Genomic DNA, 23,458 nt, shown 5'->3' on the forward strand with positions numbered 1-23,458 from the left:
GTAGTGAAACGATGCATCGCCGATGGTAGTGTGGGGTTTCCCCATGTGAGAGTAGGTCATCGTCAAGATTCATTTCGCAAAACCCCTATCTGCGCGAGCAGGTAGGGGTTTTGTCTTTCCAGACTTGCTATATCGCCGCGCCTAATACGGGCTTGCCACGCCCCCTGTAGGAGCGGGCTTGCCCGCGAAGACATGGCAACTGACACAACAAAGAGGGCTCAGCCCCGCGCTAGTTCTTCCAAGTGCTCCCTGGCCTCTTCACTTTTAAGCACCAGAACATCCCCCTCCAGCGAATCAAGCACAACCTCCGCCGTATTGCCGATCAAGGCCCCGGAGATGCCCGTCCGTGCAACCGTACCAATCACCGTCACCACCGCATCACAGTGCTTTTCGGTATAGGGAATCAACACATCCGCTGGCCCCTCAGCGATGTGCAAGCGCTCATCACTGATATCGAACTCAGCCTGGAAAGCCTTGCAAGCCTCACGATAGCGCTGCTCAATGGTATCCGAGTTCTGATAAACCGGGTCTGCCGCTGAGAGCATGGGGGAGGGGTGGGCGCTGATCACATGCAGTTCACCCTTCGCCAGCGCAGCGATGGCATAGCCATGGTCAATGATGTTGGTATGCAGCAGGCGGTGCGCCTCGTCATGATTGCCTACATCCACTGCCGCGAGGATCACCCCGCCAGTCCAAGGCCGCTCACTCTTGACCATCAGTACCGCAGACGGGCACTGGCGCAGCAGTTTCCAGTCGCTGGGCGTCAGCAATGCCTTTTTCAGCGGGTTGTCTGGCCGATGCTCCTTGATCACCAGATCACACCCTTCGGCTTGCTGCACAGCGATGATCGACTCGTGCAAAGTGTCGTGCCAGGCCTGTTCATGAGTCACGTTGTCGTAGCCGTCATCATGTAGTTGGCTCGCCAGTAGACTTAGCAGCGCACTGTGATCGTGCTTCTTGTCGCACATCAGCAGGTGCAAGCGGGCGCCGGTAACGCCTGCGATCAGTTTCGCCCGGGTCAGGGCGCGGCTATGGGCGTGATCGGGATCAAGTACGACCAGGATGCTACGGACCTGTTGCATGGACATGGGCTCCCCTCGGATTGTTTGGCCTGTGCCTGACTATAGTCGGCGTCCCTATCAATGCCGCTTGACGTGTATCAAGCATAGTCGCTGGCGATCGCCGCCACCCCCGGTATAATCGCCGGCCCTGCCGTTGTTGCGTGATTGTGAGCCTATGTCCCTGATTCCCGAAGTCGACGCCTTTCTCGGTTGCCGCACCCCTGACGCCTGGATCGAAGCGGCGCTCGCCGACCAGGAGACCTTGCTGATCGATCACAAAAACTGTGAGTTCAAGGCAGCGAGCACCGCCTTGAGCCTGATTGCCAAGTACAACACCCACCTTGATCTGATCAACATGATGTCGCGATTGGCTCGTGAAGAATTGGTCCACCATGAACAGGTGCTGCGCCTGATGAAGCGCCGTGGCGTGCCATTGCGTCCGGTTTCGGCAGGGCGCTATGCCTCGGGTCTACGCCGCCTGGTGCGCGCCCATGAGCCGGTCAAGCTGGTGGACACCTTGGTGGTAGGCGCGTTTATCGAAGCGCGCAGCTGCGAGCGATTCGCCGCCCTGGTGCCGCACCTCGATGAAGAGCTTGGGACCTTCTATCACGGTCTACTCAATAGCGAAGCACGGCATTTTCTGGGCTATCTCAAGCTCGCCCGCCAGTACGGCGACGAGGCCGACATCGCTCGCGTCGTGGCGTTAGTGCGTGAAGCTGAGGCTGAGTTGATCACCTCCCCAGATCAGGAGTTGCGCTTTCACAGCGGCATTCCGCTGGCCCAGGCGGCCTGAGCCTGATCTGGCGCCAGCGGATCGAACGAGGCTAGTGACGGCGGCCCAGTAGCAGGCCAATCACCAGGCCGAAGCCGGCCGAGACTGCCACCGTCTGCCAGGGATGGCCGCCGATATAATCCTGCGTGGCATCCACCACCGGTTGCGCTTTGTCGCGCACCGAGCCCGCCGCCTGGCGTGCTTGGCGCAGTTTCAGACTGATCTGCGCGCGCAGGGTGTCGGCTTCTTCGCCCACCAGGGTCGCACTTTGTTCGAGCAGCCTTTCGGATTCTTCGATCAACGACTGCAATTCGCTGAACACCTGGTCCTTGATCTGATCGCTATCGGTTTGCGTGGCAGTTTTCCTGGCCATGAACACGTCCTCGTCGATGGGTGGGTTAAAGCAATGGATGCCGCAGAGGCTGGAAAGTTGCGCCAACGTTCCGGGCGGGCGCTGCATCAGTGTAAGATAGCGCCCAATTCCAAGCGGTAGGGTAGACCTTCATGAGTTTCAATCTGGCCAACAGAAGCTTTGAGGAACGGGCGCAGATCGAAGGCGAGAAAGCGCGGCTGTTCGAGTATTGGCAAAGCAACCTGGGCAAGGCCAAGGCCGAGGCCGGGCGGTTGATCGCCGAAAAATCCCGGCGCAAAGGCAAGTGGGCCGAATGGGTGCGTGCCGAACTGGATGCCATGACTCCGGCCGATTTCGCCAATATGGTGCGCAGCGAAGTCAACAAGATGATGGCCGCCGCCAACAGCAACCGCTGATCTACCAGTTCGCGCTGCTGGCCTGGGGCAGGTCGAGCTTGCCCTTGTCAGTGAAACGCACCGTCCCCAGCGGACCGCCGGCCAACTTGCCGCGCAGCACATAGGGCAGGCCCTGCAGCGACTGCACCTGGCTCAAGCCATAGGCCTGGCGCAGGAAAGCGAACGCGGTGACGCTGACCGGCACCACGATCACAGTCTCGTCATACCGGCCGATATGCCCGCGCTGATCGCTCACGCCCGCGGCCAAGGGCTGATCGTTGACCTCCAGATTGAGCGCGATGCCGTTGAAATCCACCGGCGTCTCGTTCGGGTTCTGCACGCGAATCTTCACGGCCATGCGCAGCTCCAACTCCTGGCCGGGCAGCGGTTCTATGCCGATCACGCTGATGTTCAACGGGTCGCGCGCCTGAAACAGCGCGCACGCATTAACTGTGCAGGCCAACAGAGCGACCAACAAAAGCCGCAGGTGACGGGATAAGCGCAGCGTCATGGGGAAGGGCCTTGTGTATGACAGGTGAATGGCCAGTGTGGCAAATGCACGTCGACGTTGAAAGTGTTGGGCTTAATGAAAGATACTCTCATTAACGTCCGATAATTTTTCTTACTGGCTTTCTCCCTTCATGCTGACGTCTCCCGTGTCTGGGCTGCTGGCAAGTTTCCAGGAGCACTACGACGACCTGTTGCAGTTCCTGACCCGCCGCATGAGCGACCGCCAGCGCGCCGCTGACGTGGCTCAGGAGACGTACTTGAAGCTGGTGAAGATCGAGCAACAAGCGATTCCGGTGCTGCACGCCCGCAGCTTCATCTTCCGTGTTGCTGGCAACCTGGCTATCGATGCGCTGCGCCGTGAACAGCGCATCGCCGCCAATCACCAAACCAGTGAAGCCACAGGCGAGCTGCCGTGCCCGGCGCCGCCACCTGAAGCGGCGCTGCTGGCCAGTGAACGCCTACAGATGCTGGACCAGGCCATGCTTGAGCTGTCGAGCAATGCGCGGCAGGCGTTGTTGCTCAATCGCGTCGAGGGCCTGACGCAGGCGCAAATCGCACAACGGCTGGGCGTTTCCGAGAGCATGGTGGCAAAATACATCGGCCAAGCCCTGCGCCATTGCCGCGACTGGCTCAAACACAACCATGACTGACTTATCTGCCATGCCCGAGCCACATCCGCTCAGCGATCTTTCCGATGATGCTCTCGACTGGCAGGTATTGCTGCATTCGGGCAATGCCTGCGCGGCTGACCAGGCGCGTTACCAGCGCTGGTGTCAGTTGAGCCCGGCGCATGCCGAGGCCGCGAGGGAAGCTGAGGGGTTGTGGGCAGACATCGGGCAGACCAGCGCTGGGCAAACCTTCGTTGCCCAACCGGCGCCGCGCAAACGGCGTTGGCCACTGGCAATCGCTGCATCGGCGGTGCTCGCTGTGGCAAGCGTCATCGGTTGGCAGCAAGTGCCGGTGTGGACCTCCGATTACCACACCGCTATCGGACAGCGGCAGGTCATCACCCTGGCGGACGGCTCACGGGTCACGCTTAACAGTGGCAGCGCCTTGTCGCTTGCCTTTAGCGACAGCGAGCGCAAAGTCGTGCTCAAAGCGGGCGAGGCGTTGTTCGAAACGGCCAGCGACCTGCGTCCGTTCGTGGTCGAGGCCGGCGGCGATCCCGTGCAGGGCCGCGAGGCGGTGTTCAGCGTCCGGCGTTCGGCCAGCGGCCCTAGCGTGGTGCTGGCCGAGGGTGAAGCACGGATTGGCACGCAAGCGGTGCCGGTCGCCAATGATGCTCGGGCGCTGACCGCCTGGCAGCGTGGCAAGCTGATCTTCAACGGCAAGCCCCTGGGCCAGGTACTCAGCGAGCTTGAGCGTTACCAGCATGGGCGCATCCTGATTTCCGATCACACCTTGGCTGCGCTAGAAGTCAGCGGGGTGTTCGATCTCGCCGAGCCAGAAGCGCTATTGCGCACCCTGGAGCAGCGCTACAACCTGAAAGTCACCTACCTGCCGTGGCTCGCCGTGGTCCACTGAACCGATAAAGCGAAATATTTTACATTTCGCACTGCAAGTTGATGAAAGCCAGAACGTCGTAGTGGGACTGATCAGCAACCCATTCTCATTGACGCCTTGTCTGGAAGCTCTTTCGTGAAGGCCACGCTCAAACCCTTGCACCGCTGCGGCGGTCGTTTCAACCATGCCCTGTTGTCTTGCAGCGCCCTGGCCATGCTGGCCGGACCGCTGCACATCGCTGCGGTGCACGCCGCCGGTGATGCCCAAGTGGCAGCGCGTCATGTCCAGTTGGATCTGCCCGCCCAGGCTCTGGACCAGGCGCTGACCAGCTTCGCCGACCAGGCCGGTCTGCACTTGCTGTACACCACCAGCGAAGTCGCCGAGCTGCAAAGCCCTGCGTTGCGAGGCAACTACAGCATCGAGCAGGCGCTGCAACAGCTGCTCGCAGGTAGTGGCATGAGCTGGCAATTCAGCGATGCGCGCACGGTAACGTTGCGTAAGGTCAATGCTGCGCCGCAGAGCATCAGCCTCAAACCCACCGAAGTCACCGTCGCCTCGCGTACCAGCACTGCCATCAGTGAGATCCCCGGAACGGTCTGGGTGGTCGACCAACAGCAACTGCGCGAGCAGCTCGACAGCGGTGTAAGCCTCAAGGAAGCCATCGGCAAACTGGTCCCAGGCCTGGACTTGGCGCCGGAAGGGCGGACCAACTATGGCCAGAACATGCGCGGTCGCGATGTATTGGTGATGATCGATGGTGTCAGCCAGAACAGCTCTCGCGGGCTCTCGCGCCAATTCGACAGCATCTCGCCCTTCAACGTCGAACGGGTCGAAGTGCTGTCCGGCGCTAACGCCGTTTATGGCGGCGGCGCAACGGGCGGCATCATCAACATCGTGACCAAGAAAGGCGAGCCAGGAGCGGCCCGCTTCGAAACCCAGATTGGCGCCAGCAGTGGCTTCAACAACAGTGACGACCTGGCCACCCGCATCGCCCAGTCGGTCAGTGGCGGTAACGAGCGGATCAACGCTCGCCTGGGTATTTCCGCCGAGCAGAACGAAGCCTTTTACGACGGCGCCGGCGATCAGATATTCATCGACAATACCCAGACCGACCTGCAGTACAACCGGGCGATCGACGTCATGGGCAGCGTCGGCCTGAAGCTCACCGATGAGCAAAGCCTGGACTTGCTGGCCCAGTACTACGATTCCGGCAACCATGGCAGCACAGGTATCTATTTTCCCAACCTCAACTACAACGCGCCGTCGGACCTTGAAGATGCGCAGCTGCGTGGCGGCTACTCCTCTGACCTACAACCTCAGACCCGGCGCCTGCTGCTCAACGCCAACTACCACCACAGCGATGTCCTCGGTCAGGATTTCTACCTGCAGGCCTCCTACCGCAAGGAGGACGACAACTTCTACCCGTTCCCCTACTACAACCGTGGTGGGGTGCCAGGTTCGCGCGGCGTGTACTTTGCGGCCTCGCAGCAAAATTTTGAGGTCAGCAGCCTCAAGGCACTGTTCGCCAAGCAGTGGGACACGCTCAAGCTCACCTATGGCGTCGACCTGGATCGCGAGCGCTTCAACGCCCAGCAAACCACCTTCGACCCACTGACTTCCTCGGAAAGTGGCGGCCTTGAGCTAGACAAACTCAGCGAGGCACCGCGCTATCCCAGCTATCGAGTCGATGGCGTCTCGACCTACGCGCAGCTCGACTGGCGCCTGACCGACAACCTGACCCTGTCTGGCGGTGCCAGGCGTCAGCAGATGGACGTTGAGGTCAGCGACTTCAAGACGGTGCCGGGCGGCAACAACGACTATCAGGTCAACCTGTTCAACCTAGGCGCCATCTACGACTTCAAGAATGGCCACCAGGTCTGGAGCAACTACGGCGAAGGCTTCGAACTGCCTGACCCGGCCAAGTACTACGGCAAGCAAGGCCTGAGCGTTGACGATAACCCCCTGGCCGGGATCAAGAGCCGTCAGGTCGAACTGGGTTGGCGCTACGCCGACCTGGACTGGGACGCCCAGGCTGCGCTGTATTACATCTGGACCGACAAGACCATCACCACTGACCCTGCGACCTTGACCATTGACGTGGTGGACTTCAAGAAGCGCGACTTTGGTTTCGAAGGCGCGCTGACCCGTCATTTCCAGAATGGCTGGGAAACCGGCGGCACCGTGCATGTGGTCAAGTCGCAAGAGGAAGATCAGGACGGCGACTGGATCAAGCGTGATGCCCGCTACGCCTCGCTGTCCAAGGCCACGGCGTTTGTCGGCTGGAAGGGCGATGGGCGCAGCGCGCGGCTGCAAGCGAATCATGCCTTTACCTTGAAAGACGATCAGGACCAGCAGATCGATGGCTATACCACCTTCGACCTGTTGGGCAGCCAGGACACCGGTTATGGCACCTTCAGCGCCGGTATTCAGAACCTGTTCGACAAGCAGTACAGCACGGTCTGGGGGCAGCGGGCGACGCTGTTCTATTCGCCGACCTATGGGCCAGCCTACCTGTATGACTACCAGGGCCGTGGCCGGACCTATACCCTGACCTGGAGTTTGGCCTACTGATTGGGCTCGTCAGGGCCATCGTCATCGCCGGACAAGCGCGTCTACCGCATCGAAGTTGCCGAGTAGGCGCGGGCTTGTCCCGCGAAGACGACGACTGACACCTCAGTCTCAAGCGAACGCCGCCAACAGATCCTGCACAAACGCCTCCTGCGTGTCCCCCGGCACCTGCCCGCGATGACGCGCCAGGGTGAACGGCACGACGAAATCCAACCGCGAATCCAATGCCCGCAGCATCCCTCGCAGCAGCCAAGGCTCGGCATAGTGACAAGGCAGATACCCCACGTGCCGCCCCGACAGGATAAAGGTCAGCACGCTCTCGATCTGTTCGGCCTGGGCTGAACTGCGTTGGCTCTGAAACGCATCCGCCCCCTGCAAGAACCGATAGCCATGACGCACCTGGTCCGCCTCCAGCAGCTGTTCGCGGCTCACCGTCTCGGCCGTGAACAAGGGATGGCCCTGGCCGCAATACAACTGCTGGGTTTCTGCAAACAGCGGCTGGTAGTCGAACGCCGCCTGCTTGCCGGAAAAATAGCTGATGGCCAAATCCAGTCGCTGCTCCAGCAGCAAGCGTTCCATCTCGGCGGGCGGGGCGCTGATCAACTCCAGCTGCACCGCCTCCTGCCGTCGCCTGAAGCGGGCGATGGCATTGCCTAGGCGCAGGCTCACGGCGCTGTCCTGGTTTTCGGCAATGCCAATGCGCAGGGTGCCCAGCAGTTGCCCGGCAACACCATTGGCCTGCTGGCGGAACTGTTCGATCTGCACCAGCAATTCGCGGGTTGCCTTGAGCAGCAACTGGCCTTTGTCAGTCAGCGCAAAGCCGCGTTTGCCGCGGCTGCACAGGCGATAACCCAGGCGCGTTTCCAGGCGCGCCATCTGCTGGCTGATACTCGGCTGGCTCAAGCCCAGCACGCCTTGGGCGGCACTGAAGCCGCCGGCCTCGACTACAGTGACGAACAGCCGCAGCAGATGCAGGTCCGGGTCGTGCAGTTGTCCGAGCATCACATTGCTCCTGATGAATGTCAGCTTTGCAAACGTGCCATTCTTGCAATGTAACCCGGCTGGCATGCTGGCGGCATCCACCCATTGCCGAGGTGTCCGTCATGCGTCGATCGCTGTGCTTGCTGTCCCTGGTGATGGCCCTGCCACTGCAGGCCGAAGAGAAGGTCGTCAACCTCTACAGCTGGGCCGACTACGTCGCCCCGCAAACCCTGGAGCGCTTCGAAAAAGAGACGGGCTACAAAGTGCGTTACGACACCTTCGATACCACCGAGGTGCTGGAAACCAAGCTGCTAACTGGGCGCAGCGGCTACGACGTGGTGGTGCCGTCATCCACGGTCCTGGCGCGGGCGCTGCAGGCCAACGCGCTGCAGCCACTCGACCCGCAAACGCTGCCTGGTTATGCCAACCTCGACAAGGACCTGCTAGCCAAATTGGCCGTGGCCGACCCTGGCAATCGCTATGCCGTGCCCTACACCTGGGGCACGCTCGGCCTGGGGGTGAATGTCGAGGCCGTGCGTCAGCGTCTGGGCGACGTGCCGCTGGACAGCCTCGACCTGCTGTTCAAGCCCGAGTACGCCAGCAAGCTCAAGGATTGTGGCATCGCCATGCCCGACTCACCACAGGAGGTGATTGGCCTGACCCTCAACTATCTGGGCAAGGATCCTTATAGCCAGAGCAAGGCCGACCTGGATGCTGCCCAGGCGCTGCTGCGCCAACTCAAACCGTCGATCAGCTACGTCGCCAATGGTCGCCAGATCAATGACCTGGCCAATGGCAGCGTGTGCCTGGCGCTGACCTACAACGGCGATGCCGCCATGGCCGCCGACCAGGCGCGGCGCGCAGGCAAGCGCTTTGAGCTGGTCTATCGCATTCCCCGTGAGGGTACGGTGGTCTGGCAAGACAACCTGGTCATTCCCAAGGATGCCCCGCACCCAGAAGCTGCCCGGGCCTTCATTGCCTTCATGTTGCAGCCCGAATCGGTGGCGGCGCTGACCAACACGCTGTTCTTCGCCAACGCCAACCAAGCGGCAACGGCGTTGGTCGATGAGGCTGTGCGCAGCGACCCGGACATCTATCCGCCCGCCGCCGTGCGTGAGCGGCTGTACGCCGACCGGGGCATGCAGCTGTCCGACCTGCGCCAGCGCAACCGGCTGTGGAACGCCCTGCGCAGCGGCCAGTGACCTCTTCTCATGACCAGGAGCACAACCGTGGACCAAGCCCAGCACAATGACCAGGCGATGACCCGCGACAGCTTGTACGGCACTGCTGCAGAAAGCACCTACGCCGGCATTACCAGTTTCTCCCGGCGTCGTTACAGCCGTGATTTGCGCGGCGTCGATGTGGTGGTCAGCGGCGTGCCGTTCGACACTGCCACCAGCAATCGTCCGGGTGCGCGCTTCGGCCCGCGCGCCATTCGCGCGGCCTCCGTGCAGCAAGCCTGGGCGCGGCACTGGCCGTGGACGTTTGATCCGTTCGACCACTTGGCTGTGATCGACTATGGCGATTGCGCGTTCGACAGCGGCACGCCGCAGAACGTGCCGGGCAGCATCGAGGCGCATGCCGAGCACATTCTCGAGGCCGGCTGCGCCATGCTCACCTTGGGCGGCGACCACTTCATCAGCTACCCACTGCTCAAGGCTCACGCCCGCCGCCACGGCCCCCTGGCACTGATCCACTTCGATGCGCACAGCGACACCTGGCCAGACGAGGAGGGCAAGCGCATCGACCACGGCACCATGTTCTGGCATGCGGCGCGCGAAGGCCTGGTCGACCCCGCGCACTCGGTGCAGATCGGCTTGCGTACCACCAATGACGACAGCCAGGGTTTTGCCATTGTCGATGCGCGCCAGGTGCACCGTCAGGGCACTGAGGCGGTGATCGCGGCGATTCGTCAGCGGGTTGGACAGCGGCCGGTTTATCTGACCTTTGACATTGATTGCCTGGACCCTGCCTATGCGCCAGGCACTGGCACGCCGGTATGTGGCGGCCTCACCACTGTGCAAGCGCTGGAAATACTCGGCGGGCTACGCGGCATCAACCTGGTGGGAATGGACCTGGTCGAGGTGGCGCCGGCCTATGATCATGCCGATATCACCGCGCTGGCAGGGGCCACCTTGGCCATGGAGATGCTGTGCCTGTACGCAGCGCGGCATAAGCTCGACAAGCAGGTGTGAGGACTCAAGCCCGCTACCCACCTGCAGGTGCTGGCACAGCCTGCGATGGGCCGCGCAGGGGCCTCCTATGATGGAGCAGGGAAAGCAGCACCGAAACATCAGGAATCATCTCCACACCAATTCCTACTTTTGTTACGAACCAGTCGCGCCTTAGGCTATCCAACGCTTGAGCGCGGCTTTTTCGTGCAGGAGGTAAAGTATGAATCCGACACTGCCAGTGCTGGCCCTGGGGCTGCTTGTCAGTCTTCCGCTGTCTGCGGCACCGCCTGCGCAGCCCCTGCTCGCGGCCAACGACAACAACCCCTATAACAGCCCGATCCAGCGCGCCAACCCCAACAGCCGCCAGGGCAGCATCCAGGCCACGCCACCGGTACGCGGGCCTTCTACCCAGCCGATCCCGCGCCCACCGACCCTGGACAACCGCGGCATTGGCAACGGCGAAAACCTGCGCCGCCAACAGCAGACGCCTAACCTAGAACCGACCCGGCCAGCGCGCGATAGCCAACGCGCGCCTTGAGCCCTCAACTGCAAGGAATCGCGCATGCCCCCACGTAGCTGGTTGACCACCCTGGCCGCCGCCGCCCTGTTGCCGATGTTTGCCCACGCCGCCTCTGAACAGCGCTTGCCCAGCGAGGATGGCCAGTTGATCGTCAACACCGTCGCCGACGGTCTGCGTAACCCTTGGGCGCTGGCGTTCTTGCCCGGTAGCAAGGACATGCTGGTCACCGAACGCCCTGGCAACCTGCGTGTTGTCAGCGCCGAGGGCAAGGTCGGCCCACCGCTCTCCGGTGTCCCCAAGGTGTGGGCGCAAGGGCAAGGCGGCTTGCTGGATGTGGTGCTGTCGCCTGAGTTCGAGCAGGACCGCACGGTGTATCTGTCTTTTGCAGAAGAAGGCAGTGATGGCAAGGCCGGGACCGCGGTGGGGCGTGGCCAGTTATCGGAGGACAAAGCGCGCCTGGAAAACTTCACAGTGATCTTCCGCCAGATGCCCAAGCTGTCCGACGGCAATCACTTTGGCTCACGGCTGGTGTTCGACCGCAACGGCTATCTGTTCATCGCCTTGGGCGAGAACAATCAACGCCCCACCTCGCAGGATCTGGACAAGCTGCAAGGCAAGATCGTGCGCATCCTTCCTGATGGCGAAGTGCCCAAGGATAATCCGTTCGTCGGCAAGGATGATGTGCGCCCCGAGATCTGGTCGTTCGGCCATCGCAACCAGCAGGGCGCGGCGCTCAACCCCTGGACCGGCAAGCTCTGGACCCACGAGCACGGCCCGCGAGGTGGCGATGAGATTAATATCCCGCAGGCAGGTAAGAACTATGGTTGGCCGATAGCGACCCACGGCATCAACTATTCCTTGTTGCCGATCCCTGAGGCCAAGGGCAAGCACGTCGACGGCATGGTCGATCCGCACCACGTGTGGGAGAAATCCCCCGGCATCAGCGGCATGGCCTTCTATGATCGACCGACCTTCAAGGCTTGGGACCATAACTTGTTCATCGGTGCCCTGGCGACTCAAGAGTTGATCCGGCTGCAGCTCGATGGCGACAAGATCGTCCATGAAGAGCGCCTGCTGGGCGATCTGCAAGCGCGCATCCGTGATGTGCGGGTGGGGCCGGACGGTTACCTGTATGTGCTTACCGATGCCAAGGATGGAGCGCTGTTGAAGGTAGGCCTGAGCCAAACCCCCTAAACAGTCAAAGGTTATCCCGGCTGCTTCGCGGTGGGCGCGCGCGTTGCCGCGAAGAGGCGGGCAGCGCTGATAGAGAATCTGCATGCTCGTCGCCGCCGCGTGCCGTAACATAAGCCTTTTGGGCACATACCTGGGCATGTCGACCAATCCGCAAGCGCTGTACCGCCAGGCTCTGGAGCATCAAGGCTTCGTTGCCGACCCTGCCCAGGCTCGCGCCGTCGCCGCGCTACAAGCCTGCTTTGCAGCCCTGCAAAGTGCCCAGCCGACTCAGGGTGTTTACCTCTGGGGGCCGGTTGGCCGCGGCAAGACCTGGTTGATGGACCAGTTTCATCAGTGCCTGGCGCTACCCTCGAGGCGCCAGCACTTTCACCACTTCATGGCCTGGGTCCACCAGCGCCTGTTCCAGCTCAACGGCACTGCCGATCCCTTGCTGGCGCTGGCTGCGCAGCTGGCTGGACAGATCCGCGTACTGTGTTTCGATGAGTTGTTCGTCAACGACATCGGTGACGCGATCATTCTGGGGCGGCTCTTCAAAGCGCTGTTCGAGCACGGGGTGGTGATCGTCGCCACCTCCAACCAACCGCCGAACCAGCTTTACCACGACGGTTTCAACCGCGAGCGTTTCCTGCCGGCCATCGCCGCCATCGAACGGCACATGCAGGTGCTGCCGGTAGCCGGCGAGCAGGACCACCGCCTGCACCCAGGCGCTAGCCACCAACGCTTCTGGCTGAGCGCACCCGGTCAGCCCAGCGCGTTGCAGGCAGTATTTGCGCAATTAAGCCCAGACGATGCCGGCTCGGATCAGCCCTTGCAGCTCGGTTCGCGGCAGATCCGCGTGGTGCGCCGCAGCAGCCAGGCGATCTGGTGCCGTTTTAGCGAGCTGTGCGAACAACCCCTGTCAGCCCTGGAGTTCATGGCCCTGTGCGACCTGTTCCCGGCGATCCTGGTAGACGGCATTCCGGCCCTGAGCGGCGAGCAACGGCCCGGGCGCATTGCCCGTGGCACCGAGGATGGTGCACGCCGGGTCGAGGCAGGCGATCGCCAGTTGCCGGCACTTTCACCGAAAGATGACAGCGTGCGCCGCTTCATCGCCTTGGTCGATGAATGCTATGACCGGCGCATTGCGTTGTACCTGGAGGCCGAAGTACCGCTCGAAGCGCTATACACTCAAGGGTATCTGGCGTTCCCGTATCAGCGGACCCTGAGTCGGCTACGGGAGATGCAACTGCAACGCTTCGCTTGAAGGAGCCGACCATGGAGCCGCTCTCGCATCATCTGCTGACCCAGGCCTATAACAATGGCTGGGCCAATCACCGTTTGTACAAAGCCTGCCTGCAACTGACCCAGGACGAGTTCGTCGCACCCCGTTGCAGCTTCTTCCCGTCGATCAAAGCCACCCTCAATCACCTGCTGACCGTCGACTGGTTCTATCTGCATGCGTTGGAGTGCGAACAGCGCGGCGAGGCGCCGGACCTGGATGGCGAGCGCTTTTTCGAACCGGAGCAGCCCTTTGCCACCTGCGCTGATCTGCATGCCGAGCAGGCCCAGGCCGACCATCGCTTGATCGCCTACTGTCGCCTGCTGCGTGACGATCAACTGCGGCGCTATGTCAGCATCGTGCGTCCTGAGCGGGTGCAGCGTGAACAGCGGCTGCGGTTGCTGGCGCATCTGTTCGAGCATCAGATTCATCACCGGGGCCAGGTGCATGGGATGCTCAGCGATACGGTTGTGCGGCCGCCGCAGTTGGATGAGTTCTTCTGTGAGGAAGAGGCTCATTTGCGGGCTGATGATTTTGCCGAGTTGGGTTGGAGCGAGGCGCTGGTTTGGGGGAGGGGCTAGGCTTGTGGGGTTGGGGCCGCAAGCGGCCCCAACCATGCTAACGTCCGAGCCACTCGATCAGCGCCTGGTGAAACCGCTCAGGCTCTTCGATCTGCGGCGCATGTCCCAGCCCCTCGAAGGTCACCAACTCGCCCTTGGGTATCATCTTGGCCACCTGCGGCCCCAGCTCCTGGTACTTGCCCAAGCGCGCCTTGACCTCATCGGACGCGATATCACTGCCAATCGCCGTGCTGTCCTGATCGCCGATCAGTAACAGTGTCGGCATCTTCAAATCCTTGAACTCGTGGTACACCGGTTGGGTAAAGATCATGTCGTAGATCAGGGCCGAGTTCCACGCCACTCGCTCATGCCCAGGCCCTTTGTTGAGCCCCACCAGCATCTGTACCCAGCGCTCGTACTCAGGCTTCCAGCGTCCGGCGTAGTAGGTCTTGCGCTCATAGTTACGCACCCCTTCGGCATCGAGCTTGAGCTCGCGCGCATACCATTGATCCACCGTGCGGTAGGGCACGCCAAGCGCTTTCCAGTCTTCCAGGCCGATCGGGTTGACCATGGCCAGGCGCTCGACCTGCTGCGGGTACATCAGCGCGTAGCGGGTGGCGAGCATGCCACCGGTGGAGTGGCCGAGGATGATCGCCTGCTTGACACCCAGGTGCGCGAGCAAGGCATGGGTGTTGTCTGCCAGTTGCTGGAAGCTGTACTGGTAATAGCCGGGCTTACTGGAAGTGCAGAAACCGATCTGGTCCGGGGCGATAACCCGATAGCCGGCTTGGCTGAGGGCTTGGAGGGTGGTTTCCCAGGTGGCGGCGCAGAAGTTCTTGCCATGCATCAGCACCACGCTGCGGCCATTGGCTTGGCCCTTGGCGGGTACGTCCATATAGCCCATCTGCAGGTCTTGGCCCTGGGACTTGAAGTTGAAATGCTTGAGCGGGTGAGGGTAATCGAAGCCTTCGAGCTGCATACCGTAGGTGGGCGACTCGGCGGCGATGGCCGAGCTGCCCAGCAGGCAAGCGAGGGTCAGGGCGGTTGCGCGCAGCATTGGAGTACTCCGTGTAGCACCATGTAGGAAAAAGCGACTCTAACAGCCTGTAGACCGCCTGCTGCGGCAAAGGTGTTACTGGCCGTTAAACCAACCCAGGGTAATCAACGCCAACACCAGGTAGCGCCCGCCCTTGGCCACGGTGACCAGCAGCAGGAAGCGCCAGAACGGCTCGCGCATGATCCCTGCGATCAGTGTCAGCGGATCACCAATCACCGGCATCCAGCTCAGCAGCAACGACCATTGCCCCCAGCGCTGGTAACGCTGTTGGGCACGCTGCAGCTGTGCTGCGCTGAATGGGAACCAGCGGCGTTCGCGCAGGTGCTCGATGGCCCGCCCCAGCAGCCAATTGACGATCGAGCCCAAGACATTACCCAGGGTGGCCACCAGCAGCAGGGTCAGCCAGGCATCAGGGTCGCGCAGCAGCAGACCGACCAGCACCGCTTCCGATTGCAGCGGCAGCAGGGTAGCGGCGCTAAAGGCGCTGAGAAACAGCGCCCACAAGCTCAGCATCGACGGCGTCTCAGTAGTTGGCCAGCACCTGGTCCTGGCCATCCTGGGTCAGGCCGATCACTTGGTAGGGATCTTTGTGATCGCCCATTTCCATGCCCGGCGAGCCCATCGGCATGCCCGGCACGGCGATGCCTTTGAGGTCGCTACGTTTGCTCAGCAGGCGCACCTGCTCGGCCGGTACGTGACCTTCGACGAACTTGCCGTTGATCACCCCGGTGTGGCACGACGCCAGCCGTGGCGCCACGCCCAGGCGCTGCTTGACCTCGCTCATGTTCGGTTCGACGTGATCGTTGACGGTGAAACCGTTGTCGCGCAGGTGGCTGATCCACAGCTTGCAGCAGCCGCAGTTGGGGTCGCGGTAGACGTCGATGACCTCAGCCGCCTGGGCTAGACCGGTGAAGGCCAGCAGGCCCAGGGTAATCAGGTGTTTGCGCAGCATGGTGAACAGTCCTCTAGAAACGTAGGCGGATGCCGGCGACCAGGCGGGTCTGGCCAATGTCCTCGGCATCGTCGCGGGCCATTTCGGCGCGCTGGCCGTGCAGGCGATTGAAGCTGACCCCGACATACGGGGCGAAGCCTCGGCTGATTTCGTAACGCAGGCGCACGCCGACTTCGCTCTCGGCCAGCCCTGCGCCTTGCTCGCGGCCGGCATCGTTGCGGCCGAAGAAGTTGGCCTCAAGGGTCGGCTCCAGTACCCAGCGATTGGTCAGCAGCATAGCGTAACCGGCCTCCAGGCGCAGCGCGGTCTGTTGCCGCTCGCCAGCATAGGCGGTGGCTTCCAGCTCCAGGCCATAGAGCGGCGTGCCCTGGATGCCGAAGGCCGCCCAGGTCTGGCCGCTGGCAGGCTTGAAATCCTGGCGCAGGCCGCCGACCAGTTCCCACCAGGGGCTGATGGCATGACCCCACAAGGCCTGCAGTTCGGCTTTGTGGGTCTTGCCCTGTTCCCGTTCCCCCTCGGTGCGCAGCCACAGCCGGTCGATATCGCCACCCACCCAGGCCGTGGCATTCCAGTTCAGCGCGCTGCTGCTCTCGAAGTTTTGATACTCCAGCTGGTCGACGATCACCGCCCAGTTGATCGCCCGGTCGTGCACCTGATGGCCTGGCAGTGGTGGGAAGGCGGCGCGGCGGTCGGCGTCGGTGATCACCGCCAGTGGCGTGCGCGGCTGCGCGCTGAGCGGCGCAGGAGGCCGCTGCAGGGGCATGGCGCCAGGGTTCATCTGGCTGTGATCCATCGGCATCGCGCCGTGGCCGTGGTGGCTTGCCTCAGTGGCGAGGACGCGCTCGCTGGCCAGCAGTGCGGCCAAGGCGGCGCCCGCCAGCAAGCTGCGATTGATGACCTCATTCATCGACCCGTACCTCGCGGAACATTCCGGTTTCCATGTGATAGAGCAGGTGGCAGTGATAGGCCCAGCGCCCCAGGGCGTCGGCGCTGACCCTATAGCTGCGGCGGCTGCCAGGGGGGATATCCACGGTGTGCTTGCGCACCAGGAAGCGCCCGTGCTCGTCCTCCAGGTCACTCCACATGCCGTGCAGGTGGATCGGGTGGGGCATCATGGTGTCGTTGACCAGGGTGATGCGCACCCGCTCGCCATAGCGCAGGCGCAGGGGCTCGGCATCGCTGAACTTGACCCCATCGAACGACCAGGCGAAACGCTCCATATGGCCGGTCAGGTGCAGTTCGATGTCTCGCGAGGGCTGGCGCCCGTCGGGGTCGGCAAAGGTGCTGCGCAGATCGGCATAGGTCAGTACCCGCCGACCGTTGTCGCGCAGGCCAATACCCGGGTCGGCCAGGTTGGCGCGTGGGGCCATGGTCTGCATGTCGACCAATGGGTTGCCGGTCTCGCTGGCTGGGTGGTGCTGCATGGCCGACATCGGGCCATGGTCCATGCCGGCCATGCTGGCGTGGTCCATCCCGGCATGATCCATGTCGCCCATGCCGCCATGGCCCATGTCATCCATGCTCAGCACCGGGCGCGGATCCAGCGCGGGAACCGGTGCTTGCAACCCCTGCGCGCGGGCTAGGGTGCCACGGGCAAAGCCGGTGCGGTCCATGCTCTGGGCGAACAGGGTGTAGGCTGGCAGGTCGCCTACCTCCACCAGCACGTCGTAGGTCTCGGCCACGGCAATGCGCAGCTCATCGACTGTAACGGGGGTCACCGGCAGGCCATCGGCGGCGATTACCGTCAGCTTGAGACCCGGGATGCGGAAGTCGAAGTAGCTCATCGCCGAAGCGTTGATCAGGCGCAGGCGCACGGTTTCGCCGGGCTGGAACAGGCAGGTGAAGTTGCCGTCCGGCGGTTGGCCATTGAGCAGGTAGGTGTAGGTTGCCGCGCTGATATCGGCCAGGTCCGTGGGGCTCATGCGCATGCGCGCCCAGGCCAGGCGGTTGTCGACGGTTGCTTCCCAGCCCTTGGCGGCCACATCGTCGATGAAATCGCCAACCGTGCGTTTGTGATAGTTGAAGGCGTCGGACTGCTTTTTCAGGGTCGCCATCAACTGCTCAGGCGCCTGGTCGCTCCAATCGCTGAACAGCAGCACGTGATCGCGCTGATAACGGTGCGGCTCTGGCTCGCGCGGCTCGATGACGATGGCCCCGTAGACCCCGGCTTGCTCCTGCAAACCCGAGTGGCTGTGGTACCAGTAGGTGCCACTCTGGCGCAGGGTGAACTGATACAGGTAGTCGCCGCCTGGCTCGATGCCGGCGAAGCTCAAGCCTGGTACGCCGTCCATGTTGGCCGGCAGGATGATGCCGTGCCAGTGGATCGAGGTCGGTTCTGCCAGCTGATTGCGCACCCGCAAGCTGACCGTATCACCTTCGCGCCAGCGCAGCAGTGGCCCGGGCAGGCTGTTATTGACGGTCAAGGCGGTGCGCGGGCGGCCGGTGATGTTGACCGGGGTCTGGCCGATCGCCAGGGCAAACTGTTGGCCCTGAAGGACTTGCCCAGGACGAGCGCCTTCAGCGGCCTGGGCCAGCGGGCGCCATAGGCCCAGACCGGCCAGGGCCGTGGCGGCGCCCAGGCCTTTGACGAAGGTGCGGCGGGAAGAAATGCATGGCATGACGTGGCCTCGTTGCAGGCTGCTGGCGTCCATCGCGGGGCAAGCCCGCTCCCACGTCAGTCCCCTTTGAGGACGATCAGCCTGGGAGCGGGCTTGCCCCCGCGATGGGCGTCAGACTGCCCAAAGTGGATAGCCACCATCCTCGCTGCCAGTGCCTGTCAGCCGCCTGAGCGGCAGATTACAGATCCGTCAGGCGGGCACTGGCTCGCTGTTCAAGTCGCGCATCAACAGCCCGTATTCCAGCGATACCTGCTCGGGGATCGGCAGGTACACCACATGGCCATCACCCGGCGCCACCTGGATTTCCTGTTGCTGGCGATTGCACAGGCGGTCCAGGTCGAAGTGGTAGTTGCCGCGTGGGGTCATCAGTTCCAGCTGATCGCCGAGGGCAAAGCGGTTCTTCACGTTGACCTCGGCCAGGCCATCAACCCGCACACCGGTCAGCTCGCCGACGAATTGCTGGCGCTCGGACACCGAATTGCCGCGCTGGTAGTTCTGATATTCGTCATGCACGTGGCGGCGCAGGAAGCCTTCGGTGTAGCCGCGTTGGGCCAGCGATTCGAGGTTGACCATCAGGTCGCGGTCGAACGGTTTACCGGCCACGGCGTCGTCGATCGCCTTGCGATAGGACTGCACCGCGCGGGCACAGTAGAAATGCGACTTGGTCCGCCCTTCGATCTTCAGCGAGTGCACGCCCATCTCGGTCAGCCGCTGCACATGTTGTACCGCGCGCAGGTCCTTGGCGTTCATGATGTAGGTGCCGTGTTCATCTTCGAACGCTGGCATCGCCTCCCCGGGGCGGTTGGCCTCGTGGAGCAGGAACACCTGTTCGGTCGGTTGACCGATGCCCAGGGTCGGCTCGACGTGCTGCACGATATCGCCAGTGAGGTTTTCGCGCGCCTCGCTGGCCTCATATTTCCAGCGGCAGGCGTTGGTGCAACTGCCCTGGTTGGCGTCACGCTTGTTGAGGTATCCCGACAGCAGGCAGCGGCCGGAATAGGCCATGCACAGGGCGCCGTGGACGAACACCTCAAGCTCCATATCGGGCACCTGCTGGCGAATCTCGCCGATTTCCTCCAGCGACAGCTCGCGCGACAGGATCACCCGGCTCAGCCCCAGTTGCTGCCAGAACTTCACGCTGGCCCAGTTAACCGTATTGGCCTGCACCGACAAGTGGATCGGCATCTGCGGGAAGTGCTGGCGCACCAGCATGATCAGGCCGGGGTCGGACATGATCAGCGCATCGGGGGCCATTTCGATCACCGGCGCCAGGTCCTTGAGGAAGGTCTTGAGCTTGGCATTGTGCGGGGCGATGTTGACCACCACGTAGAACTGTTTGCCCAGGGCGTGCGCCTCCTGGATGCCCAAGGCCAGGTTGGCATGGTCGAACTCATTGTTGCGCACCCGCAGGCTGTAGCGCGGCTGGCCGGCGTAGACCGCATCGGCGCCATAGGCAAAGGCGTAGCGCATGGTCTTAAGGGTGCCGGCAGGGGCCAGCAATTCGGGCATGGCGAGTGGGATCATGAGCGCACCGGGGCAAAAGGCGCGGATGGTAGGGGCAAGGCGGGTAGAGGGTATTGATCTGGATCAAGCAGAACAGGGCACTTTTTGCGAAAGCCTGCGCACTAACGTTGTGAATCCCAGAGGAATGCTCATGAACGAAACTGCTCTACAGAACAAGGCGCTGGCGGTGCTGCTGACCCTGGTGACCGTCGCCTTCGTGTGGATCCTGCTGCCCTACTACGGAGCAATTTTCTGGGCAGTCATCCTCGGCATCCTGTTCGCGCCGTTGCAGCGTAACCTGCTGATCCGCTTCAATCGGCGGCGCAACCTGGCGGCTGCCACCACCTTGATGGTCTGTCTGCTGGTGGCGATTTTGCCGGTGATCATCACCAGTGCCTTGTTGGTGCAGGAAGGCGCCACGCTCTACCAGCGAATCGAGAGCGGCCAGTTGGATATCGCCGGCTACGTCGAACGGGGCAAGGACATGCTACCGGCGTTTGCCCAGAACGGCCTGGACCGCATGGGCATGGGTAATCTCGATGGCTTGCGCGACAAGATCACCAAGTGGGCTACCCAAGGCAGCCAAGTCCTGGCCAGCCAGGCGTTCAGCTTTGGTCAGGGCACTTTCGATTTTTTGGTGAGCTTCGGCATCATGTTGTATCTGTTGTTCTTCTTCCTGCGCGAGGGCGCGGAGCTGGCGCGCAAGGTCCGCCTGGCCGTGCCGCTCCCGGAGCACCAGAAGCGTCGTCTGCAATTGAAATTCAACCGGGTGGTGCGCGCTACGGTCAAAGGCAATGTGCTGGTGGCGATTACCCAAGGTGCCTTGGGAGGACTGATTTTCTGGGTGCTGGACATTCCCAGTGCGCTGGTCTGGGCGGTGCTGATGGCGTTCTTGTCGCTGCTGCCAGCGGTCGGGGCAGGGATCGTCTGGGCGCCGGTGGCGGCTTACTTCATCCTCACCGGGGCGATCTGGCAAGGCGTGGTGCTGAGCGCCTTTGGCGTGCTGGTGATCGGCTTGGTCGACAACGTGTTGCGGCCGATTCTGGTGGGCAGGGATACGCGCATGCCTGACTACCTCATTCTGGTGTCGACGCTCGGTGGTCTGGCGGTGTTTGGGCTCAATGGGTTTGTCATTGGGCCGTTGATCGCGGCGTTGTTCATCTCCAGTTGGGCAATCTTTGCCGCGACCAAACCACAGGTGCAGTTGCCTTCGTAAGGGCCGCGCAGCGGCCCCAATTACACTTGGCCTGGATGGCTCATCAACGCAAGGTGTAGGACACCCCGGCATACACCCCGAAGCCTTCACCCGGCGTCATCCGTGGCATGTCTTTGCCAGCATCGTCATAGCCAGGCGTCACCGTCGCCGCGTAACGCTTGTTGGTCAGGTTGCGCAAATCCAGCCAGGTCTGCCAGTCCTGCTTGGGTGAGTCCCAACCCAGGCGCGCACCGAGCAACGCATAGGCATCGGCATGGCCGCTGTTGGCATAGTCGACCTGCACCTTGGACGCCATCTGCGTGTTGACCCCGGCATAGAAGCCGCTTGGCCAGTCGTAGCGCAATTCGGCCTGGTAGTAATGCATGGGGATGCCTGGCAGGCGGTTGTCGCCGAATTTGTCATCGTCGCGGTAGTGGAAGTCGCTGAAGGTGTAGGCCTGGCGCAACGCCAGCTTGCCGACGCCGGCACCCTCCCACAGCACGCTGTCCAACGCAGCTTCGACCCCCTGGTGCACGGTAGGGCTGGCGTTGAATTCGGCCGCTGGTATGCCGGGCACGATCTCCACTGCCAACAGCTCGTGGCGCACTTGCGAGTAATACCAAGCCAATTCCCAGCGGCCAACAGCGGCCTCACCCCGAGCCCCCAGCTCAAGGGTCGTGGCGGTCTGGTTGTGCATCTCGATGGGCTGGATCTGCCCGCCACTCACGGCGGGCGAACTCCAGATCAGCGACCAGGGATGTGGCGGCTCGACCGAACGGCTGAGGTTGCCATAAACCTGCAGGTTGGGGTTCAGGTCATAGCGCAGGCCAACCCGCGGGGCATAGTCCCAATCATGCTGGCTGACCTTGCCGCCAGCGGCGGGGTAGCTGACATCGCTCTCGCGGCGGGTGTAGATCATCGCCAGGCCCGTGGTCAGCCACAGGTCGGGGATCAGCTCCAGATCGTTGCCCATGTGCAGGACCGTGTCCGAACCCTGGTAGCTGAAGTCGCGGGTGCGCGCGCCGATCACGTCGCCGTTGCGTTTGAACTGCGAGGCGCCACTGTTGGGCAAGTGCTTGGTGGTGCGCCAGCCGACGGTAGTCTTGCTCTCACGGCCAAACAGGGTGTCGCGGCGCAGGTAGTTCAAGCTGCCGCTGACATCGGTGTAGGCGACCTTCAAGCGCATCGGGCCTTCGCGCAGGTCCATCGGATAGTCGTGATAGACCAGCCCGGCTTCCAGGCGCGAGTCATCGTCGAGGAATACCGTGGTCTTGTTGCCGACCCAGGTGCTGCCCGGTTGCGGGCGACTGTCGTCGCGGGCCAGGTAGGCAGCGTTGGCTGCCCGTGGGTCGTGCTTGATCTGGTCTTTGCGCAAGCGCCCGGCCAGCTCGTTTTCAGTCTCCCGGTAGCGCAGGTAGAAGCGCGTTTCCAGGTTGGGGTTGAAGCGATAACCGACGTTGGCGGCGATCCCCTTGGCACTACCGCTGCTGTGCTGCTGGTAGCCGTCGTATTCGGCGTCGGTCAGTGCCACATAGTAGTCAAGGTTACCCAGCACCTGGCCGGAGCTGATGTGGCGTCGGGCATAGCCACGGCTGCCCATTTCATAGCGCAGTTGCAAGGGCGCGGCATCGTAGCCGGTATGGGTCACGTAGTTGATCGCACCGCCCAAGGCCAGCGCGCCTTGATCGAAACCATTGGCACCACGCAGGACTTCGGCGCGGCTCAGCCACAGCGGCTCGAACAGTTCATAGGGAGTGCCGCCGGGGCCGGTCAGCGGCAAACCATCGAACATCGTGTAGACACCGGAGCCATGAGCGCCGGGGGCGCGGTTGATGCCCGAACCGCGAATCGACAGCTTGATGCCGTCGTTACCGGCAGACTGGGCGAACACCCCCGGCTGATAGGCGAGCACGTCCTGGTTGCTGGCCACTCGACCTTGTCCAACCCGCTGCATATCCACCAGGTTGCTGGCGCCGGGGATCTCGAGCAGGCGCTCGCGGGCGGCGTCGAGCTCGCTTTGCTGCTGATCCTGGATCAGTACCTGGTCGAGTTCGATGCGGCCAGCGGCCTGGGCGTTGGTGCTGGCGACGAGCATTGCCAGCAGGGAAAGGGGCAGGGTGGGGCGCATGGCTTTAGAGAGGTTCCAGATCGAGTGCGGGAGTCTGACGCTGCAAATGGCAGACGAAGCACAGTGCTCGATCTGTAGTGAAATCACCGGCCTCATCGCGGGGCAAGCCCGCTCCCACGCCAGCCTGCAGTGCGCACTTCAGGCTGGCGTGAGAGCG

At 62.6% G+C, this 23,458-nt stretch carries 22 protein-coding genes and 1 pseudogene; 12 read left to right on the forward strand and 11 right to left on the reverse strand.

Annotation, left to right across the window (positions count from 1 at the left end; translation table 11 throughout):
- Window positions 1–218: 218 nt before the first annotated feature.
- Window positions 219–1,082 (reverse strand): universal stress protein, encoded by an 864-nt coding sequence (locus OIU19_RS16025; protein ID WP_186557181.1) that lies wholly within the window; start codon window positions 1,080–1,082, stop codon window positions 219–221.
- A gap of 154 nt (window positions 1,083–1,236) precedes the next feature.
- Here OIU19_RS16025 and OIU19_RS16030 point away from each other — a divergent pair, with 154 nt between their 5' ends.
- The gene (locus OIU19_RS16030; RefSeq protein ID WP_186557180.1) at window positions 1,237–1,854 is read left to right on the forward strand and encodes a tRNA-(ms[2]io[6]A)-hydroxylase; all 618 of its coding nucleotides are present in this window, start codon (window positions 1,237–1,239) and stop codon (window positions 1,852–1,854) included.
- A 31-nt stretch (window positions 1,855–1,885) separates the two neighbouring features.
- On the opposite strand, the gene OIU19_RS16035 is transcribed toward OIU19_RS16030, so the two are convergent.
- Window positions 1,886–2,206 (reverse strand): YqjD family protein, encoded by a 321-nt coding sequence (locus OIU19_RS16035; protein ID WP_186557179.1) that lies wholly within the window; start codon window positions 2,204–2,206, stop codon window positions 1,886–1,888.
- Window positions 2,207–2,337: 131 nt separating this feature from the next.
- Here OIU19_RS16035 and OIU19_RS16040 point away from each other — a divergent pair, with 131 nt between their 5' ends.
- A complete protein-coding gene (locus tag OIU19_RS16040) occupies window positions 2,338–2,601 on the forward strand; it encodes a hypothetical protein (RefSeq protein WP_186557178.1) in 264 nt (87 codons plus the stop codon).
- A 1-nt stretch (window position 2,602) separates the two neighbouring features.
- Here OIU19_RS16040 and OIU19_RS16045 read toward each other — a convergent pair whose 3' ends face one another.
- Window positions 2,603–3,091 carry an LEA type 2 family protein gene (locus tag OIU19_RS16045; protein ID WP_186557177.1) on the reverse strand — a complete coding sequence of 163 codons (489 nt, stop codon included), beginning with the start codon at window positions 3,089–3,091 and terminating at the stop codon, window positions 2,603–2,605.
- Between the two features lie 130 nt (window positions 3,092–3,221).
- Here OIU19_RS16045 and OIU19_RS16050 point away from each other — a divergent pair.
- The 3 genes and pseudogenes from OIU19_RS16050 to OIU19_RS16060 form a co-directional block, all read left to right on the forward strand.
- A pseudogene (locus OIU19_RS16050) lies at window positions 3,222–3,732 on the forward strand (RNA polymerase sigma factor); the annotation flags it as partial.
- Window positions 3,733–4,614 carry a FecR domain-containing protein gene (locus OIU19_RS16055; protein ID WP_264235833.1) on the forward strand — a complete coding sequence of 294 codons (882 nt, stop codon included), beginning with the start codon at window positions 3,733–3,735 and terminating at the stop codon, window positions 4,612–4,614.
- 114 nt (window positions 4,615–4,728) lie between these two features.
- Window positions 4,729–7,164: a TonB-dependent receptor gene (locus OIU19_RS16060; RefSeq protein ID WP_264235834.1), complete on the forward strand. Its 2,436-nt coding sequence runs from the start codon at window positions 4,729–4,731 to the stop codon at window positions 7,162–7,164.
- Window positions 7,165–7,272: 108 nt separating this feature from the next.
- Here the strand turns inward: OIU19_RS16060 and OIU19_RS16065 are convergent, their stop codons facing one another.
- Window positions 7,273–8,163 carry a LysR family transcriptional regulator gene (locus OIU19_RS16065; RefSeq protein ID WP_264235835.1) on the reverse strand — a complete coding sequence of 297 codons (891 nt, stop codon included), beginning with the start codon at window positions 8,161–8,163 and terminating at the stop codon, window positions 7,273–7,275.
- A 101-nt stretch (window positions 8,164–8,264) separates the two neighbouring features.
- Here OIU19_RS16065 and OIU19_RS16070 point away from each other — a divergent pair, with 101 nt between their 5' ends.
- The 6 genes from OIU19_RS16070 (at window position 8,265) to OIU19_RS16095 (ending at window position 13,869) form a co-directional block, all read left to right on the forward strand.
- Window positions 8,265–9,344: a polyamine ABC transporter substrate-binding protein gene (locus tag OIU19_RS16070; RefSeq protein WP_264235836.1), complete on the forward strand. Its 1,080-nt coding sequence runs from the start codon at window positions 8,265–8,267 to the stop codon at window positions 9,342–9,344.
- A gap of 27 nt (window positions 9,345–9,371) precedes the next feature.
- Window positions 9,372–10,337: an agmatinase gene (speB, locus tag OIU19_RS16075; protein WP_264235837.1), complete on the forward strand. Its 966-nt coding sequence runs from the start codon at window positions 9,372–9,374 to the stop codon at window positions 10,335–10,337.
- Window positions 10,338–10,536: 199 nt separating this feature from the next.
- Entirely contained in the window at window positions 10,537–10,854 is a 318-nt protein-coding gene (locus OIU19_RS16080) for a hypothetical protein (RefSeq protein WP_264235838.1), read from the forward strand.
- Between the two features lie 24 nt (window positions 10,855–10,878).
- Window positions 10,879–12,030 (forward strand): PQQ-dependent sugar dehydrogenase, encoded by a 1,152-nt coding sequence (locus OIU19_RS16085; RefSeq protein WP_264235839.1) that lies wholly within the window; start codon window positions 10,879–10,881, stop codon window positions 12,028–12,030.
- A gap of 136 nt (window positions 12,031–12,166) precedes the next feature.
- Window positions 12,167–13,273 carry a cell division protein ZapE gene (gene zapE, locus OIU19_RS16090; protein WP_264236050.1) on the forward strand — a complete coding sequence of 369 codons (1,107 nt, stop codon included), beginning with the start codon at window positions 12,167–12,169 and terminating at the stop codon, window positions 13,271–13,273.
- A gap of 11 nt (window positions 13,274–13,284) precedes the next feature.
- The gene (locus tag OIU19_RS16095) at window positions 13,285–13,869 is read left to right on the forward strand and encodes a DinB family protein (protein WP_264235840.1); all 585 of its coding nucleotides are present in this window, start codon (window positions 13,285–13,287) and stop codon (window positions 13,867–13,869) included.
- A gap of 37 nt (window positions 13,870–13,906) precedes the next feature.
- On the opposite strand, the gene OIU19_RS16100 is transcribed toward OIU19_RS16095, so the two are convergent.
- From OIU19_RS16100 to yegQ, 6 genes are all read right to left on the reverse strand, one after another.
- Window positions 13,907–14,905, reverse strand: a complete 999-nt coding sequence (locus tag OIU19_RS16100) for an alpha/beta fold hydrolase (protein ID WP_264235841.1) — start codon at window positions 14,903–14,905, stop codon at window positions 13,907–13,909.
- A gap of 75 nt (window positions 14,906–14,980) precedes the next feature.
- Window positions 14,981–15,418, reverse strand: coding sequence for a YqaA family protein (locus OIU19_RS16105; protein ID WP_264235842.1), 438 nt, complete (start codon window positions 15,416–15,418; stop codon window positions 14,981–14,983).
- A gap of 10 nt (window positions 15,419–15,428) precedes the next feature.
- Complete coding sequence (locus tag OIU19_RS16110) at window positions 15,429–15,857, reverse strand: DUF411 domain-containing protein (RefSeq protein ID WP_264235843.1); 429 nt, start codon at window positions 15,855–15,857, stop codon at window positions 15,429–15,431.
- A gap of 13 nt (window positions 15,858–15,870) precedes the next feature.
- On the reverse strand, window positions 15,871–16,764 hold the full coding sequence (locus OIU19_RS16115; protein ID WP_264235844.1) for a copper resistance protein B: 894 nt from the start codon (window positions 16,762–16,764) through the stop codon (window positions 15,871–15,873).
- Window positions 16,757–18,475 carry a copper resistance system multicopper oxidase gene (locus OIU19_RS16120; RefSeq protein ID WP_264235845.1) on the reverse strand — a complete coding sequence of 573 codons (1,719 nt, stop codon included), beginning with the start codon at window positions 18,473–18,475 and terminating at the stop codon, window positions 16,757–16,759. Before OIU19_RS16120 ends, OIU19_RS16115 begins: the two co-directional genes overlap by 8 nt.
- Window positions 18,476–18,664: 189 nt before the next feature.
- Window positions 18,665–19,999, reverse strand: coding sequence for a tRNA 5-hydroxyuridine modification protein YegQ (yegQ, locus tag OIU19_RS16125; protein ID WP_264235846.1), 1,335 nt, complete (start codon window positions 19,997–19,999; stop codon window positions 18,665–18,667).
- 130 nt (window positions 20,000–20,129) lie between these two features.
- On the opposite strand from yegQ, the gene OIU19_RS16130 reads away from it, so the two are divergent.
- Window positions 20,130–21,194, forward strand: a complete 1,065-nt coding sequence (locus OIU19_RS16130; protein WP_264235847.1) for an AI-2E family transporter — start codon at window positions 20,130–20,132, stop codon at window positions 21,192–21,194.
- A gap of 43 nt (window positions 21,195–21,237) precedes the next feature.
- Here OIU19_RS16130 and OIU19_RS16135 read toward each other — a convergent pair whose 3' ends face one another.
- Complete coding sequence (locus tag OIU19_RS16135; RefSeq protein WP_264235848.1) at window positions 21,238–23,301, reverse strand: TonB-dependent receptor domain-containing protein; 2,064 nt, start codon at window positions 23,299–23,301, stop codon at window positions 21,238–21,240.
- Window positions 23,302–23,458 lie beyond the last annotated feature (157 nt).

It is taken from the genome of Pseudomonas sp. BT-42-2 (assembly GCF_025847435.2).
GTDB classification, from domain to species: Bacteria; Pseudomonadota; Gammaproteobacteria; order Pseudomonadales; family Pseudomonadaceae; genus Aquipseudomonas; species Aquipseudomonas urmiensis.

Bases quoted from the DNA above. Each gene is read 5' to 3' on its own strand.
- OIU19_RS16130 (WP_264235847.1), top strand. From the start codon at position 20,130: ATGAACGAAACTGCTCTACAGAACAAGGCGCTGGCGGTGCTGCTGACC.
- OIU19_RS16115 (WP_264235844.1), bottom strand. From the start codon at position 16,764: ATGAATGAGGTCATCAATCGCAGCTTGCTGGCGGGCGCCGCCTTGGCC.
- OIU19_RS16080 (WP_264235838.1), top strand. From the start codon at position 10,537: ATGAATCCGACACTGCCAGTGCTGGCCCTGGGGCTGCTTGTCAGTCTT.
- OIU19_RS16135 (WP_264235848.1), bottom strand. From the start codon at position 23,301: ATGCGCCCCACCCTGCCCCTTTCCCTGCTGGCAATGCTCGTCGCCAGC.
- OIU19_RS16065 (WP_264235835.1), bottom strand. From the start codon at position 8,163: ATGCTCGGACAACTGCACGACCCGGACCTGCATCTGCTGCGGCTGTTC.
- OIU19_RS16100 (WP_264235841.1), bottom strand. From the start codon at position 14,905: ATGCTGCGCGCAACCGCCCTGACCCTCGCTTGCCTGCTGGGCAGCTCG.
- OIU19_RS16110 (WP_264235843.1), bottom strand. From the start codon at position 15,857: ATGCTGCGCAAACACCTGATTACCCTGGGCCTGCTGGCCTTCACCGGT.
- OIU19_RS16085 (WP_264235839.1), top strand. From the start codon at position 10,879: ATGCCCCCACGTAGCTGGTTGACCACCCTGGCCGCCGCCGCCCTGTTG.
- zapE (WP_264236050.1), top strand. From the start codon at position 12,167: ATGTCGACCAATCCGCAAGCGCTGTACCGCCAGGCTCTGGAGCATCAA.
- OIU19_RS16025 (WP_186557181.1), bottom strand. From the start codon at position 1,082: ATGCAACAGGTCCGTAGCATCCTGGTCGTACTTGATCCCGATCACGCC.
- OIU19_RS16040 (WP_186557178.1), top strand. From the start codon at position 2,338: ATGAGTTTCAATCTGGCCAACAGAAGCTTTGAGGAACGGGCGCAGATC.
- OIU19_RS16030 (WP_186557180.1), top strand. From the start codon at position 1,237: ATGTCCCTGATTCCCGAAGTCGACGCCTTTCTCGGTTGCCGCACCCCT.
- OIU19_RS16070 (WP_264235836.1), top strand. From the start codon at position 8,265: ATGCGTCGATCGCTGTGCTTGCTGTCCCTGGTGATGGCCCTGCCACTG.
- OIU19_RS16120 (WP_264235845.1), bottom strand. From the start codon at position 18,475: ATGCCATGCATTTCTTCCCGCCGCACCTTCGTCAAAGGCCTGGGCGCC.
- OIU19_RS16045 (WP_186557177.1), bottom strand. From the start codon at position 3,091: ATGACGCTGCGCTTATCCCGTCACCTGCGGCTTTTGTTGGTCGCTCTG.
- OIU19_RS16055 (WP_264235833.1), top strand. From the start codon at position 3,733: ATGACTGACTTATCTGCCATGCCCGAGCCACATCCGCTCAGCGATCTT.
- OIU19_RS16095 (WP_264235840.1), top strand. From the start codon at position 13,285: ATGGAGCCGCTCTCGCATCATCTGCTGACCCAGGCCTATAACAATGGC.
- yegQ (WP_264235846.1), bottom strand. From the start codon at position 19,999: ATGATCCCACTCGCCATGCCCGAATTGCTGGCCCCTGCCGGCACCCTT.
- OIU19_RS16105 (WP_264235842.1), bottom strand. From the start codon at position 15,418: ATGCTGAGCTTGTGGGCGCTGTTTCTCAGCGCCTTTAGCGCCGCTACC.
- OIU19_RS16035 (WP_186557179.1), bottom strand. From the start codon at position 2,206: ATGGCCAGGAAAACTGCCACGCAAACCGATAGCGATCAGATCAAGGAC.